Raw genomic sequence first — 14,390 nt, forward strand, 5'->3', positions numbered from 1 at the left:
ACACCGAGGGCGGCGCCGGTCGCGTCGTCCGCGACGCCGTAGGCCACACCGGCGCCCGACAGCAGCCAGAGCGTCCCGCCCCCGGACGCGCTGTGCGCCCGCACCGGGCCCGGGTCCCGCAGGACCACCGTGTCCGTCCCCGGGCCCGTACCGTCCGCCGCGGCCAGATCCACGGCCACGGCGCCCGGTGCCACCGGCGGCTCCGCGGCCGTCAGCACGTCCGTCACGCCATCCGCCCAGGTCCAGCACACGACGTGCCCTTCCGGCGGGTCCGCCCACGGGCCCGCGAACACCGGCCAGGCCGCCGCGTTCAGCTCGGTGACGGCCGGGACCTCGGCGACGGTGCCGGGCGCGACCTCCACCGGGTCCACACCCGAGCGCGCCCGCAACGCCTCGGCGAAGGGCCCGGGGATCTCCTGGACGCCGCCGTCCAGCACGGCGTAGTAGCGGGCGGGCCCGTTCAGCGGCCGGACCACGAGCACGGTGCCGGCGTTCTCGCCCAGCCCCGCGGGCCCCGGCCCGGCAGCGACGACCGGCGCGCGCAGGGCGGGCCCCTCGGTGATCGCGGAGAGCAGGCCGGCACCGACCGGCCGCGGCGTGTGCCCGGTGAGCCCGAGCGCGGCGACGACCACCGGATCCCCCGGGTCGATTCGGTGTCGGACGCCCCCGATCACCGCCCAGGTGTCCCCCGCGCCGCCGGAGAGGAGCAGCCCCGGGGCCGGGTCCGCTGCCGGAACCGGCCCGGGGGCCGAGGATCCGGCCCCACCCTGAGCTGCGGCGACGGCACGCTCCCCGGCCGGGACCGGCGGCCGGGGAGTGGGAGCGAGGGAGCCCGCGAGGACGAGGGTTCGGCGGGGCACGCCGCGGCCGAGGCGGTCGCAGACGGCCCAGCGGTCCGGCACGGGCGGGCCGTCCGTGCGCACGGCGACGGCGCCGGGCACCGCGGCGGCCGGGGTACGCGCGGCGACGGCGAGGTCCTCGTCCCGCACGACCCTCGGCTCGACCGTCCCGCCCGCGCCGCCCATGGCCGCCACGACCAGCCGCCCGGCCGCCGCGTTGGCCACCGGGACCAGCCGGTCCGGGTCATGGGCGACGGCGTACATCGCGCCCGAGGTCCGGCCGACGACGAGCGACTGCCGCGTCCAGTCCGGCTGCGGGGACACCGCGGCGATCACCGCGGCCGCCACCAGCCCGAGCACGCCCAGCACGGCGCCGGCGAACGCGGCCCGGCGCTGCGAGCGGAGCTGCTCGTGGGCGAGCACGGGGTCGGCACGGACCAGGGCCGCCTCGAAACGGCGCAGGCCGAAGCGGTGGGCGTCGGCCTGGTCCTTGGTCGCGGGCGCCTGCACGAGGCCGTGCGGCGCGGTGGCGCGGGGCGGCTCGAGCGAGCCCGGTGCGGTCACCGGCCGGACGGTAGCGAGGCCCTTTCCCCTGCGAGGCGGCTTCCGTACACCCAGGGGAAACTACTCAGCGACGCCGATGTCCTCGTTCCACAGCTCGGGCCTCGCCGCGATGAACTCCTCCATCATCGAGACGCACCGCTCGTCGTCGAGCAGGGTGACCCGGACCCCGTGCTCGGCCAGCCAGTCGTGCCCGCCGGTGAACGTGCGGCTCTCGCCGATCACCACCGCGCCGATGCCGAACTGGCGGATCAGGCCGCTGCAGTACCAGCACGGCGAGAGCGTGGTGACCATGGTCGTGCTGCGGTAGTCCCGCTGACGGCCGGCGTCGCGGAAGGCGGCCGTCTCCCCGTGCGCCGACGGGTCGTCGTCCTGGACGCGGCGGTTGTGCCCGCGGCCGAGCACCGTGCCGTCCGCGGCGATCAGTGCACCGCCGATGGGGATGCCGCCCTCCGCCAGGCCGGCGCGGGCCTCGGCCAGGGCGACCTCGAGCATGTCCTTGGGATCCACCCGGCTGACGATACGGGGGCTCACGACACGGAGATCGCGTCGAGGCGTGCCCGCAGGAACGGCGCGGACACGACCGGCTCGAGATCGTCCCGGGTTCCGACGGGCGGGCCGAGCGGGGTGACGAGCGCGTCGTGGTCCAGCTCGTAGAACCACACCAGCGAGACGAGCTCCTCCGCCGGCGCCCCGGGTTGCGGCGGCAGCACCCGGTGCCGGCCCGAGCGCCAGCGCAGCCCGGTCCAGTGGGCGAGCAGGTCCCCGATGTTGACGGTCAGCGCGTCCGGATCGTAGGGCGCGTCCCGCCACCCGCGCTCGTCCGTGTGCACCTGCAGGCCGCCCGCGCCGGGCTCGCGGTCCAGCACGGTGACGGTGCCGAAGTCGGTGTGCGCGCCGATCCGGAACTGGCCCGGCGCCGGCTCGCCCACCTCGGACAGCGGCGGATAGCGGTTGATGTTGAACGTCCAGGTGGGGTTACGGGTGAGCAGGCCGAACGTCGTCGCGGGCAGGCCGAGCACGGACGCGCACAGGGCCAGCAGCTCGTCCGACATCCGGCGCATGTGCGCGGCGTACTCCCGCACCGCCTCGCCCAGCACGGGGACCTCCGCGGGCCAGACGTTCGGCGGGAACCACACGTCGTCGATCTCCGGGTCCCCGACCGGGATGTCCGCACCGACGGCGAAGGACTCCTTGAGGTCCGGCGGCGTCGGCTCGCCCTCCACGTTCCCGTTCGCCTCGACGCCGGGTGGCAGCCAGCCGCGCCCGCCGATCCGGACGGAGTACCTCTCCTTCACCGGCGTCGGCAGGGCGAAGAACTCCCGGGCCGCTCGGCGCACCTCGGCGCGCAGGTCCGGGTCCACACCGTGCCCGCGGACCAGCAGGAACCCGGCCTCGCGCAGGGAGGCGTCGACGTCCGCCGCGATCTGCCCGGCCCCCTCGTACGACCGCCACCGCGCCAGATCGACCGTCCGGATCGGCTCGTGCTCACCCATGCATCCAGCCTCCGGCCCGTGGGCTCCGCGGGCAACCGTCCGGCCGGGACGGCAACACCCCCGAAACACCCTGTGCTCAGCGGGACTCGAGCGGGGCCCGCACGTTCCGCGTGACGCCCGCGCGGGCGGCGAGCTCCGAGCCCGGCGGGTAGTCCACCCGGACCAGGGAGAGGCCGTGCGCCGGGGCCACCAGGACGTCGTTCGCCCGCAGGCCCCGCGCGAGCAGCCCGCCGGGCCACTCCACCGGCCGGCGCCCGCGTCCGACGTCCAGCATCGCCCCGACGAGGCTGCGGACCATCGAGTGGCAGAACGCGTCCGCGGACACCTCGGCGCGGACCACGCCGTCGTCGTCGCGGGCCCAGGAGAAACGCTCCAGGGCCCGGACGGTGGTGGCGCCGTCCCGGCGCTTGCAGAACGCCGCGAAGTCGTGCTCGCCGAGCAGCCACGCCGAGGCCGCGTTGACGGCGTCGAGGTCGATCGGGTGCGGCCAGCTCACGGTGTCCCTGGCCCGCAGCGGCTCGGCGCCGTACGGGGCGGTCGCGAGCCGGTAGACGTAGTGGCGGCGCAGGGCGGAGAACCGGGCGTCGAACTCGTCCGGGACGGGGGTGACCGCCCGCACCCGGACGTCCGGGGGCAGCAGCCGGGCCAGCCGGCGGACGAGCCGCTCCGCGTCCTCGGCCACGGGGAGGTCCACGTGCGCCACCTGCCCGGACGCGTGCACCCCGGCGTCCGTCCGGCCGGCGACGGTCAGTGCGACGGGCGTGCGGACGATCCGGGAGAGCGCGTCGGTGAGGACGCCGCAGACCGTGCGCAGGGTGGGCTGCACGGCCCAGCCGGAGAAGTCCGTGCCGTCGTAGGCGATGTCCAGGCGGACCCTGTGCACAGCGACGGGCCCGTCCTCCGGAGGGAGGACGGGCCCGTCGATGTCGTGCGTCATGCCGAGAGAGCCGGGATCAGCTCTCGTCCTCGTCCTGCTGGGACGCGGGCAGCGCGAACCCGGCGGCCTCGGCGGCCTCCGGGCTGGCGAACCAGACCTCGGCCACGGTGCGGTCGTAGAACGCCGAACCCGGGACGTGGTAGAGCTTCGAGTTGTCGTTGCCCTTGATCGGGAAGCCCTCGGGGGCCTCCGACGCGTCGGTGAGCGGGGCGTGGCTGCCCTCGCCGTACGGCGCGTCGGTGGCGGAGGACTCCTCGACCGTGCTGGCGCCAACGGTCTCGGCCTCGGCGACGGCCTCGGTGTCGGTCGTCTGCGGCTGGGCCGCCTCGACGGTCTCCTCCGCGACGGCCGCCTGCGACGCGGCGGCGCGACGTGCGCGGTTCGCCTCGTCCGTGACGGTCTTCTGCCGGACGAGCTCGATGACCGCCATCGGGGCGTTGTCGCCCTTGCGCGGCATCGTCTTGGTGATCCGGGTGTAGCCACCCTGACGGTCCTCGAAGAACGGACCGATCTCGGTGATCAGCTGGTGCACGACCGACTTGTCCCGGATCACCTTCATGATCTGGCGACGGTTGTGCTGATCACCCTTCTTGGCCTTGGTGATCAGCTGCTCCGCGTACGGGCGCAGCCGACGGGCCTTGGCCTCGGTGGTGGTGATCCGGCCGTGCTGGAACAGCGCGGTCGCCAGGTTGGCCAGGATCAGCCGCTGGTGAGCGGGCGAACCGCCGAGACGGGGCCCCTTGGTGGGCTGAGGCATGGCTACAACTGCTCCGTTTCTGCGTAGTCCTGGCCGTCGTCGCCGAACGGCTGGTCGGCGTCGTAGGTGTCCGAGCCGTAGTCCGCGGCGGCGGCCGACGGATCGAACCCGGGCGGGCTGTCCTTCAGGGCCAGGCCGAGGCCGACGAGCTTCATCTTGACCTCGTCGATCGACTTCGCACCGAAGTTGCGAATGTCGAGCAGGTCCGCCTCGCTGCGGCCGACCAGCTCACCCACGGTGTGGATGCCCTCGCGCTTGAGGCAGTTGTAGGACCGGACGGTGAGGTCCAGCTCCTCGATCGGCATCGCGAAGGCGGCGATGGTGTCCGCCTCCTGGGGCGACGGGCCGATCTCGATGCCCTCCGCGTCGACGTTCAGCTCGCGGGCGAGACCGAACAGCTCGACGAGGGTCTTGCCGGCCGAGGCCAGGGCGTCGCGCGGGCCGATGGACGGCTTCGACTCGACGTCCAGCACCAGCTTGTCGAAGTCCGTGCGCTGCTCGACACGGGTGGCCTCGACCTTGTACGTCACCTTGAGCACCGGCGAGTAGATCGAGTCGACCGGGATCCGGCCGATCTCGGCGCCGGTGGCCTTGTTCTGCATCGCCGGGACGTAACCACGGCCCCGCTCGACGACGAGCTCGACCTCGAGCCGGCCCTTGTCGTTCAGCGTGGCGATGTGCAGGTCCGGGTTGTGCACGGTGACACCGGCGGGCGGGACGATGTCCCCCGCGGTGACCGCGCCCGGGCCCTGCTTGCGCAGGTACATCGTCACCGGCTCGTCCTCCTCGGAGCTGACGACCAGCTCCTTGAGGTTGAGGATGATGTCGGTGACGTCCTCCTTGATCCCCGGCACGGTGGTGAACTCGTGCAGCACGCCGTCGATGCGGATGCTGGTCACCGCCGCCCCCGGGATGGAGGACAGGAGGGTGCGCCGGAGCGAGTTGCCCAGCGTGTAGCCGAAGCCCGGCTCGAGCGGCTCGATGACGAAGCGCGACCGGGTCTCGGTGACCGACTCCTCGGTCAGGGTGGGGCGCTGAGAGATCAGCATGGGTTGGTGCCTCCTTCAGGCCTGCCGCGCCCACTATTTGACGCGGCAGTACCCGGACGCAGCCCTTTCCGCGTCCGGGGTGAAGGCACAGCCCCGGCGTGAGCCGGGACCGTGCCTTCGGGGTCGAGAGGGGCGGAGCCCCTTGGCGTCTACTTGGAGTAGAGCTCGACGATCAGCTGCTCGGTGACCTGGGTGTCGATCTGGGCACGCTCGGGCAGCTGGTGGACCAGGATGCGCAGCGTCGAGGGGACGACCTGCAGCCATGCCGGAACCGGACGGTCGCCGACGAGCTCCTTGGCGATCACGAACGGGTCCGTGTTGATCGACTTCGGCTTGACGTCGATCACGTCGTACTGCGAGACGCGGAAGCTGGGGATGTCCACCTTCCGGCCGTTGACCACGAAGTGCCCGTGGTTGACCAGCTGGCGGGCCATGCGCCGGGTGCGGGCGAGGCCCGCGCGGTACACGACGTTGTCCAGCCGCGACTCGAGGATCTGGAGCAGGTTGTCACCGGTCTTGCCGGGACGCCTGTTCGCCTCCTCGTAGTACTTGCGGAACTGCTTCTCCAGCACGCCGTAGCCGAAGCGGGCCTTCTGCTTCTCCTGCATCTGCAGGAGGTACTCCGTCTCCTTGATCCGGATCCGGCCGTGCTGGCCGGGCGGGTAGGGACGGCGCTCGAAGGCCTGGTCGCCGCCGACGAGGTCGACCTTCAGCCGGCGGGACTTGCGGGTCATGGGACCGGTGTAACGAGCCATGAGTTGTTACTCCCTCTCCCTTAGACCCGGCGCCGCTTGGGCGGGCGGCATCCGTTGTGCGGCTGGGGGGTGACGTCGGAGATGGTGCCGACCTCGAGGCCGGCTGCCTGCAGCGAACGGATCGCGGTCTCGCGGCCGGAGCCGGGACCCTTGACGAACACGTCGACCTTCTTCATGCCGTGCTCGGCCGCCTTGCGGGCGGCGCTCTCCGCGGCCATCTGCGCGGCGAACGGCGTCGACTTGCGCGAGCCCTTGAAACCGACGTGGCCGGCGGAGGCCCACGCGATCACCGCACCGGTCGGGTCCGTGATGGACACGATGGTGTTGTTGAAGGTGCTCTTGATGTGCGCGTGCCCGTGGGCGACGTTCTTCTTCTCCTTGCGGCGGACCTTCTTGGGGCCGGCCGCGGAGCGGGTACGGGGAGGCATTACTTCTTACCAGCCTTCTTCTTGCCGGCCACGGTCTTCTTCGGGCCCTTGCGACCGCGCGCGTTGGTCTTCGTGCGCTGACCACGGACCGGAAGTCCCCGGCGGTGTCGGATGCCCTGGTAGCAACCGATCTCGATCTTCCGGCGGATGTCCGCCTGCACCTCGCGGCGCAGGTCACCCTCGACCCGGAGATTGTTCTCGATGTACTCGCGCAGGGTGGCGAGGTCCTCGTCGCTCAGGTCGCGCGAACGCATGTCCGCGTCGATCCCGGTGGCGGCGAGGATCTCCTTCGACCGGGACCGGCCGATCCCGTAGATGTAGGTCAGTGCGATCTCCATCCGCTTCTCGCGGGGGAGGTCGACACCAGAGAGACGTGCCATGCGGCGGTGTGCTCCTGAATCTGTGTCCGCCAGGTCTTCCCGACACCCGCCCCGGTGGGCACGACCTCGTGTGCTGTCGTGTCTCCGGGCCCCGGCCTGGTTCCGGGGGTGGTTGCGCCCGTGTGGCGCGGTAGGTGTGTCGAGTGCTTCGGTTGCTGCGGTCAGATGACCACGACGTGCGGGTGGATCAGCCCTGACGCTGCTTGTGACGCAGGTTCTCGCAGATCACCATGACCCGGCCGTGACGGCGGATCACCTTGCACTTGTCGCAGATCTTCTTGACGCTCGGCTGGACCTTCACGTCCGTCGTCCTTCTCGTGGTCCTCGGGAACGTCCGGGGCTTGCTCCCGGACCGACCCGTGGATGCGGGATCCCGGGGGCGAAGCCCCCGGATGTCACTTGTAGCGGTAGACGATGCGGCCGCGGGTGAGGTCGTAGGGAGAGAGCTCCACGACCACCCGGTCCTCTGGGAGGATCCGGATGTAGTGCTGCCGCATCTTCCCGCTGATGTGCGCGAGGACCCGGTGCCCGTTCTCCAGCTCCACGCGGAACATCGCGTTCGGCAGGGGTTCAACGACCCGGCCCTCGACCTCGATCGCCCCGTCTTTCTTGGCCATGTCCTCCGCGTTCCGTGACAGGTGTCAGTGTCTTCTCGTGCTGTGTGCGGAGTCCCCACCGCGGGATGCGGCGAGTTCTCCGGCACGGCACGCGACGAGGAGACGGGACCGAAGGGTGCGAAGGCACGACCGGAACCGGCGCCACGAGGCGCGCCGATAGCCCAGTGTACGTGTGTTGCGCAGGTCGGTGCACATGGGGTACCGGGCGCGCGGGGCGCTGCCGGAGAGCGCGGGCGGACCGGACGGAATTCCGTTGACCTCGACCCGGATGCAGGTGATGGGGCCGTGGCCGCGAAGCCTACCCCGGCCTCGGGCCGACCGGCGGTACCCGCGCCGGGCCCGGGTGGGCGGCTGCCCCGGCCGCTGCGGCCGCTCCGGCACCGGGACTACCGGCTGCTCGCGCTGTCCATCGGCGCGTCGCTGTTCGCGAGCGGGCTCTGGCTCGTCGCGATCGGCATCCCGCTGACGTTCGTGCTGGCGGGGCTGGTCCCGGCGTTCCTCGCCCTCGCCGCGCTGTTCGGCCGGCGCCTGGACCGGGACGAGCTGGCGCACCCGCTCTCGCCGGCCAACGCCGCCGTCTGAGTGGCTCGAGCGCCGGACATCGACGCTCGAGCCACTCAGGCGGCGGTCAGAGCGCCTTGAGCTCCTCGGTCACCTCCGAGACGGACTTCTTCGCGTCCCCGAACAGCATCGAGGTGTTGTCCGCGTAGAACAGCGGGTTGTCGATGCCGGCGAACCCGCTGCTCATCGACCGCTTGAGCACGATCACCGAGCGGGACTGGTCGACGTTGAGGATCGGCATCCCGTGGATGGGCGAGCCGGGGTCCGTCCGCGCCGCCGGGTTGGTGACGTCGTTCGCCCCGATCACCAGCGTCACGTCGGTGCGGGCGAACTCGTCGTTGATGTCGTCCATCTCCTTGAGCGCGTCGTAGGAGACGTCGGCCTCGGCCAGCAGGACGTTCATGTGTCCCGGCATCCGGCCGGCGACCGGGTGGATCGCGTACTTGACCTCGACGCCCTTGGCCTCCAGCAGCTTCGCCATGTCCTTCACGGCATGCTGGGCCTGCGCCACCGCCATCCCGTACCCGGGGACGACGATGACCTGGCTGGCGTAGGCCATCTGGATGGCCGCATCCGCCGCCGAGGTGGACTTCACCGTGCGGTCCACGCCGTCGTCGGCGCCCGGGAGCGTGGCGGTCCCGCCGAAGCCGCCGGCCACGATGGCCGGGATGGACCGGTTCATCGCCGTGGCCATCAGGTTGGTCAGGATCGAGCCCGACGCGCCGACGATCATGCCCGCGACGATCATCGCGGTGTTGTCCAGCGCGAGTCCCGCCGCCGCGGCCGACAACCCGGTCAGCGCGTTGAGCAGGGAGATGACGACCGGCATGTCCGCGCCGCCGATCGGCAGCACGACCAGCACGCCCAGGATCGCGGCGAGCAGCAGCAGCCCGACGATCCACAGCTGCGAGGCCCCGCCCATCCCGGCGACGACGGCGCAGACGATCGCGGCGACGAGCAGCAGGCCGTTGACGAACTGCTGCGCCTTCCCGAGCCCGATGGGCCGGCCGGGCAGGATCTCCTGCAGCTTGCCGAACGCGATGAGCGAGCCCCAGAACGAGATCGAGCCGACGATCGCCGAGAACATCGACGCGACGACCACGTAGGTCGCGGCGTCCGAGAAGCCCGCCGACGTGCGGAACTCCGACCACGCGATCAGCGCCACCGCGCCACCGCCCACGCCGTTGAACAGCGCCACCATCTGCGGCATCGCGGTCATCTTCACCTGGCGCGCCGACGGGATGCCCAGCGCGGCCCCGATCACGAGCCCGACGATGATCAGCACCCAGTTGTGCTGCACCCGCAGCAGCGTGGCGACCACCGCGATGACCATGCCGACCGCGGCGATCTTGTTGCCCCGCACCGCGGTCTTCGGCCCGGTGAGGCCCATCAGGCCGTAGATGAACAGCGCGAACGCGATGATGTAGAGGATGGTGACCAGGACGTCCATCACGCGCCGCCCTTACCGTTGGTCGTGGCCTTCTCGGCCGACGGCGCTTCGGCCGAGGTGGGCGGCGTGGGCTTGGCCTTGAACATGCCCAGCATCCGATCCGTGACGAGGAACCCACCGATCACATTGATCATCCCGAAGGCGATCGCGATGACCAGGATGACCGAGTCCAGGATCGACGGGTTCTCGAGCTCGCCGAGCACGATCAGCCCGCCCAGCAGCACGATCCCGTGGATCGCGTTGGTGCCGGACATCAGCGGCGTGTGCAGCGTGTTCGGCACCTTGGAGATGACGGCGAACCCCACGAACCCGGCCAGCACCAGGATCGCGATGTTCGCGAGCAGACCACCGGACTCCATCAGGCGTCCCCTTCTCTCCGCGTGACGCAGGACTTCGCGAGGACCTCGTCGCCGAAGTCCGGCGCCAGGGCGCCCTCGTCGTCGAGCATCAGTTCCAGCAGCGAGGAGACGTTGCGGGAGTACAGCTCGGAGGCGTGCTCCGGCATCGTCGCCGGGAGGTTGAGCGGGGACGCGATCGTGACGTCGTGCTTGACGACGACCTCGCCGGGTTCGGTGAGCGCGCAGTTCCCGCCGCTCTCCCCCGCCATGTCGACGACCACGCTGCCCGGCCGCATGCCCTCCACTGCCTTGGCGGTGACGAGCGTGGGTGCGGTGCGACCCGGGACGTTCGCCGTGGTGATGACGACGTCGAAGCCGGTGATCGCCTCCTCGAGGCGTGCCTGCTGCTCGGCCCGCTCCTCCTCGGTGAGCTCGCGGGCGTAGCCGCCCTCGCCGACCGCCTCGATCCCGAGGTCCAGCCATTGCGCGCCGAGCGAGCGGACCTGGTCCGCCACCTCGGGCCGCACGTCGTAACCGGTGGTGCGGGCGCCCAGCCGCTTGGCGGTGGCGAGCGCCTGCAGGCCCGCGACGCCGACACCCAGGATCAGGGCCTGCGCCGGCTTCACGGTCCCGGCAGCGGTGGTGAGCATCGGGAAGAAGCGGGTGGAGCGCTCGGCCGCGAGCAGCACGGCCTTGTAGCCCGCCACGTTGGCCTGCGAGGAGAGCGCGTCCATGGACTGCGCGCGGGAGATCCGCGGGACGGCCTCCATCGCGAACCCGCTGACGCCGGCGCCACGCAGCGCCTCGACGGTCTCCGGGGAAGTGAGCGGCGCCAGGAAGCCGATGTAGCTCGCCCCGGACCTGAGCCGGCCGATCTCCTCGGCCGTCGGCGGGGCGACCTTCACGACGACGTCGCACGCCCACGGATCCCCGACGGTGGCGCCCGCCTCGATGTACACCTCGTCGGGGATCAGCGCGCCCAGCCCGGCCCCGGACTCGACGACGATCTCGACCCCGCGGGACACCAGCTTCTCGACGACCTTCGGGACCAGCGCGACCCGGCGCTCCCCGGCACCCGACTCCCGCGGCACCCCGACGGTCGTCCGCCCCGGGGGCCGGTTCTCCGGCCGCGGCCCTGCGGCTTCTGCACTCATGGGCAGAACCTAGACCAGCGAGGACCCCGATGGCCCCCTTCGGATCACCCTGATACACCGGACGAACGACCGGTTCCACCGGCCAGGGTCCCGGCGGGCCCGAATCCGAGGTCGGGTGTGCGGATCAGTCCGGGAGCGCGGTGAGGATCCGGTACCCGTCGTCGGTGACGGCGACGGTGTGCTCCCAGTGCACGGCACGCCCACCGTGCTCGGTGACGACGGTCCAACCGTCGGCGAGCTCGCGGGTCTCGGGGTCCCCCGCGGTGAGCATCGGCTCGATGGCGAGCGCCATCCCGGTGCGCAGCTTGGGGCCGTGGCCCGGGTCCCCGTGGTTCGGCAGGAACGGGTCCATGTGCATCGACGTCCCGATGCCGTGGCCGCCGTACTCGGCGACGATCCCGTAGTCCGCGCCGTCCTGGTCCGCCGCGGCGCGGCAGGACTCCTGGATCGCGTAGGAGATGTCGGTGAGCCGGCCCCCGGGCCGGACCGCCTCGATCCCGGCGTACATCGCGCTCTCGCACGCCCGGGAGAGCGCGAGGTCCGCGGCCGAGACCGCCCCGACCGGGATGGTCACGGCGGAGTCGCCGTGCCACCCGTCGAGGATCGCCCCGCAGTCCACCGAGATGAGGTCCCCGTCCGCCAGGACCCGCCGGCCCGACGGGATCCCGTGCACGATCTGGTCGTTCACCGACGCGCAGATGCTGCCCGGGAACCCGTGGTAGCCCTTGAACGACGGGACGGCGCCGGCGTCGCGGATGGTCTGCTCCGCCAGCGCGTCCAGGTCCGCGGTGGAGACGCCGGGCCTCGCCAGATCGACGACCGCGGCGAGCGTGGTGGCCACCAGGGCCCCGGCCGCCCGCATCGCCTGGATCTCACCGGGGGACTTCAGCTCGATGTCCCGCCCCCGGATCCTGGCCAGTGCGCCGCGTACGCCGCCTCTCGTCCCGGTCACCGCCGGCCTCCCTCTCGATTCGGTGCCCCCCGCCCCCAGGATCGGGGGCGGGTTCGCCGCGAAACTACTTCGCGGCCTGCAGGGCGCCGGTGACCCGCTTGGTGATCTCCTCGACCTCGCCGACGGCGTCGACGGTCAGGAGGCGGTCGGAGTAGAACTCCAGCAGCGGGAACGTCTCGTCCCGGTAGACCTGCTGGCGGTGCCGGATGACGTCCTCGGTGTCGTCGGACCGGCCGCGGCCCATCAGCCGGTCGACGACGACGTCGTCCGACACGGCGAACTCGACGACCGCGTCCAGCGCGGTGTCCTGCTCGGCCAGGATCTTGGCGAGCGACTCGGCCTGGGAGACGGTGCGCGGGAAGCCGTCGAGGATGAACCCGGTCGCGGCGTCCGGCTGCGCGAGGCGGTCCTTCACCATCGCGACCGTCACCTCGTCCGGGACGAGGTTCCCGGCGTCCATGTAGCGCTTCGCCTCGACCCCCAGCGGGGTCTCCTCCTTGAGGTTGGCGCGGAAGAGATCTCCGGTGGAGATGTGCGGGACGGAGAGCGTCTCCGCCAGGCGCTCGGCCTGGGTGCCCTTACCCGCGCCCGGCGGACCGACAAGAACGAGTCGCACGCGAACCCGACCTCCCTGATGATCGACTGCTGCACCGCCCACGATGGCGGCAGCGAGGTGAATTTTCCCCGAAGGCCGGTGGGCCGGGGTCACACGGAACGGAGTTCCGATCGGACCCCCACCCGCACCTTAACGCAGGAATCCCTCGTAGTTGCGCTGCATGAGCTGGCTCTCGATCTGCTTCACGGTGTCGAGGCCCACCCCGACCATGATCAGAACGGCGGTCCCGCCGAACGGGAAGTTCTGGTTCTGGCCGCCGCCGGTCACCCCCAGGAAGAAGTTCGGGAGGACCGCGATGATGCCCAGGTACAGCGATCCGGGCAGAGTGATGCGGCTGAGCACGAAGTTCAGGTACTCGGCGGTGGGCCGGCCCGGGCGGATGCCCGGGATGAAGCCACCGAACTTCTTCATCTCGTCCGCCCGCTCGTCGGGGTTGAACGTGATGCCGACGTAGAAGTACGTGAAGAAGACGATCAGCCCGACGTACAGGAGGATGTGCAACCAGTTGGACTGGTCCACCAGGTAGGTCTGGACGAACTGCTGGAAGCCGCCACCGCTCGTCCCGATGAGGCGGGAGATCAGGTCCGGCAGGTACAGCAGGGAGCTGCCGAAGATGACCGGGATGACGCCGGCCTGGTTCACCTTGAGCGGCAGGTAGGTCGAGGTGCCGCCGTACATCCGCCGGCCGACCATCCGCTTGGCGTACTGCACCGGGATCCGGCGCTGGCCCTGCTCGACGAAGATGACGCTGACGATGATCGCCAGACCGAACACGCAGACGCCGGCGAAGACCAGTCCACCCGCGGTGTCCAGGATGTTCTTGCCCTCGGCCGGGATCCGGTGGGCGATCGAGGCGAAGATCAGCAACGACATGCCGTTGCCGACGCCGCGCTCGGTCACCTGCTCGCCCAGCCACATCACGACCGCCGTACCCGCGGTCATCACGATGACGATCACGGAGAGCGCGAACACCCCGTCGTCCGGGATGACGGGCAGCGAGCAGTTGCCGAACAGCTGGCCGCGCTCCGCGAGCGCCACGATGCCGGTGGACTGCAGGATGGCCAGCGCGATCGTCAGGTACCGGGTGTACTGGGTCAGCTTGTTCTGACCCGACTGCCCTTCCTTCTTCAGCGCCTCGAACCGCGGGATGACCACGGTGAGCAGCTGCACGATGATCGACGCCGTGATGTAGGGCATGATCCCGAGCGCGAGGATGGACAGCTGGAGCAGCGCGCCGCCGGAGAACAGGTTGATCAGCGAGTAGACGCCGGAGTTGTCCCCGCCCTCGACCTGCCGGATGCACTCCTGCACGTTCGGATACGAGACGCCCGGGGCCGGGATGTTGGCCCCGAGGCGGTAGACGGCGACGACGCCCAACGTGAAGAGGATCTTCTTCCGCAGGTCGGGCGTGGTAAAGGCCGCCCGGAAAGCGCTCAGCACCTCAGGTGTCCTCCTACACAGGCGGCGGCTGCTGCCGCCGCGGACCGGGGGCACCGGCCG

17 protein-coding genes and 1 pseudogene are annotated in these 14,390 nt (G+C 71.4%); 1 reads left to right on the forward strand and 17 read right to left on the reverse strand.

The annotated features are described in order from the left end of the window. From eccB to infA, 11 genes and pseudogenes are all read right to left on the reverse strand, one after another. Nucleotides 1-1,403: type VII secretion protein EccB (gene eccB / locus JWP64_RS24815; protein WP_297501772.1), on the reverse strand; the 1,403-nt coding region annotated here is incomplete at its 3' end. A gap of 60 nt (nt 1,404-1,463) precedes the next feature. Continuing rightward, nucleotides 1,464-1,895, reverse strand: coding sequence for a nucleoside deaminase (locus JWP64_RS24820; RefSeq protein ID WP_297501898.1), 432 nt, complete (start codon nt 1,893-1,895; stop codon nt 1,464-1,466). 35 nt (nt 1,896-1,930) lie between these two features. Beyond that, entirely contained in the window at nt 1,931-2,896 is a 966-nt protein-coding gene (locus JWP64_RS24825; RefSeq protein WP_297501775.1) for a 2-oxoglutarate and iron-dependent oxygenase domain-containing protein, read from the reverse strand. 76 nt (nt 2,897-2,972) lie between these two features. Continuing rightward, nucleotides 2,973-3,833 (reverse strand): tRNA pseudouridine(38-40) synthase TruA, encoded by an 861-nt coding sequence (gene truA / locus JWP64_RS24830; RefSeq protein WP_297501778.1) that lies wholly within the window; start codon nt 3,831-3,833, stop codon nt 2,973-2,975. Between the two features lie 367 nt (nt 3,834-4,200). Then, nucleotides 4,201-4,590, reverse strand: a pseudogene (rplQ, locus tag JWP64_RS24835) (50S ribosomal protein L17); the annotation flags it as partial. 2 nt (nt 4,591-4,592) lie between these two features. Then, nucleotides 4,593-5,639, reverse strand: a complete 1,047-nt coding sequence (locus tag JWP64_RS24840; protein WP_297501781.1) for a DNA-directed RNA polymerase subunit alpha — start codon at nt 5,637-5,639, stop codon at nt 4,593-4,595. Between the two features lie 149 nt (nt 5,640-5,788). After that, nucleotides 5,789-6,394, reverse strand: coding sequence for a 30S ribosomal protein S4 (gene rpsD / locus JWP64_RS24845; RefSeq protein ID WP_297501783.1), 606 nt, complete (start codon nt 6,392-6,394; stop codon nt 5,789-5,791). Between the two features lie 20 nt (nt 6,395-6,414). After that, nucleotides 6,415-6,822 carry a 30S ribosomal protein S11 gene (rpsK, locus tag JWP64_RS24850; protein ID WP_297501786.1) on the reverse strand — a complete coding sequence of 136 codons (408 nt, stop codon included), beginning with the start codon at nt 6,820-6,822 and terminating at the stop codon, nt 6,415-6,417. Next, on the reverse strand, nt 6,822-7,202 hold the full coding sequence (gene rpsM, locus JWP64_RS24855; protein WP_297501789.1) for a 30S ribosomal protein S13: 381 nt from the start codon (nt 7,200-7,202) through the stop codon (nt 6,822-6,824). Before rpsM ends, rpsK begins: the two co-directional genes overlap by 1 nt. A 187-nt stretch (nt 7,203-7,389) precedes the next feature. Further along, entirely contained in the window at nt 7,390-7,503 is a 114-nt protein-coding gene (gene rpmJ, locus JWP64_RS24860) for a 50S ribosomal protein L36 (RefSeq protein WP_010148647.1), read from the reverse strand. Nucleotides 7,504-7,597: 94 nt separating this feature from the next. Beyond that, nucleotides 7,598-7,819, reverse strand: coding sequence for a translation initiation factor IF-1 (gene infA / locus JWP64_RS24865; RefSeq protein WP_028929190.1), 222 nt, complete (start codon nt 7,817-7,819; stop codon nt 7,598-7,600). Between the two features lie 285 nt (nt 7,820-8,104). Between infA and JWP64_RS24870 the strand changes: the two genes are divergently transcribed. After that, nucleotides 8,105-8,401, forward strand: coding sequence for a hypothetical protein (locus JWP64_RS24870; protein ID WP_297501805.1), 297 nt, complete (start codon nt 8,105-8,107; stop codon nt 8,399-8,401). 46 nt (nt 8,402-8,447) lie between these two features. Here JWP64_RS24870 and JWP64_RS24875 read toward each other — a convergent pair whose 3' ends face one another. The 6 genes from JWP64_RS24875 to secY all read right to left on the reverse strand — a co-directional run bounded on the left by JWP64_RS24875 (nt 8,448) and on the right by secY (nt 14,330). Continuing rightward, entirely contained in the window at nt 8,448-9,830 is a 1,383-nt protein-coding gene (locus tag JWP64_RS24875; RefSeq protein WP_297501807.1) for an NAD(P)(+) transhydrogenase (Re/Si-specific) subunit beta, read from the reverse strand. After that, nucleotides 9,830-10,189: an NAD(P) transhydrogenase subunit alpha gene (locus tag JWP64_RS24880; protein WP_297501810.1), complete on the reverse strand. Its 360-nt coding sequence runs from the start codon at nt 10,187-10,189 to the stop codon at nt 9,830-9,832. The genes JWP64_RS24875 and JWP64_RS24880 overlap by 1 nt, the downstream gene beginning before the upstream one ends. Further along, on the reverse strand, nt 10,189-11,322 hold the full coding sequence (locus JWP64_RS24885) for a Re/Si-specific NAD(P)(+) transhydrogenase subunit alpha (RefSeq protein WP_297501813.1): 1,134 nt from the start codon (nt 11,320-11,322) through the stop codon (nt 10,189-10,191). The genes JWP64_RS24880 and JWP64_RS24885 overlap by 1 nt, the downstream gene beginning before the upstream one ends. A 124-nt stretch (nt 11,323-11,446) precedes the next feature. Further along, complete coding sequence (gene map, locus JWP64_RS24890) at nt 11,447-12,274, reverse strand: type I methionyl aminopeptidase (RefSeq protein ID WP_297501816.1); 828 nt, start codon at nt 12,272-12,274, stop codon at nt 11,447-11,449. Between the two features lie 64 nt (nt 12,275-12,338). Then, nucleotides 12,339-12,890, reverse strand: coding sequence for an adenylate kinase (locus JWP64_RS24895; RefSeq protein ID WP_297501819.1), 552 nt, complete (start codon nt 12,888-12,890; stop codon nt 12,339-12,341). A 129-nt stretch (nt 12,891-13,019) separates the two neighbouring features. Then, nucleotides 13,020-14,330 (reverse strand): preprotein translocase subunit SecY, encoded by a 1,311-nt coding sequence (gene secY / locus JWP64_RS24900; protein WP_297501822.1) that lies wholly within the window; start codon nt 14,328-14,330, stop codon nt 13,020-13,022. Between the last annotated feature and the right edge of the window lie 60 nt (nt 14,331-14,390).

Origin of the sequence: Pseudonocardia sp., from assembly GCF_025465255.1 — a bacterium.
Lineage (GTDB): Bacteria > Actinomycetota > Actinomycetes > Mycobacteriales > Pseudonocardiaceae > Pseudonocardia.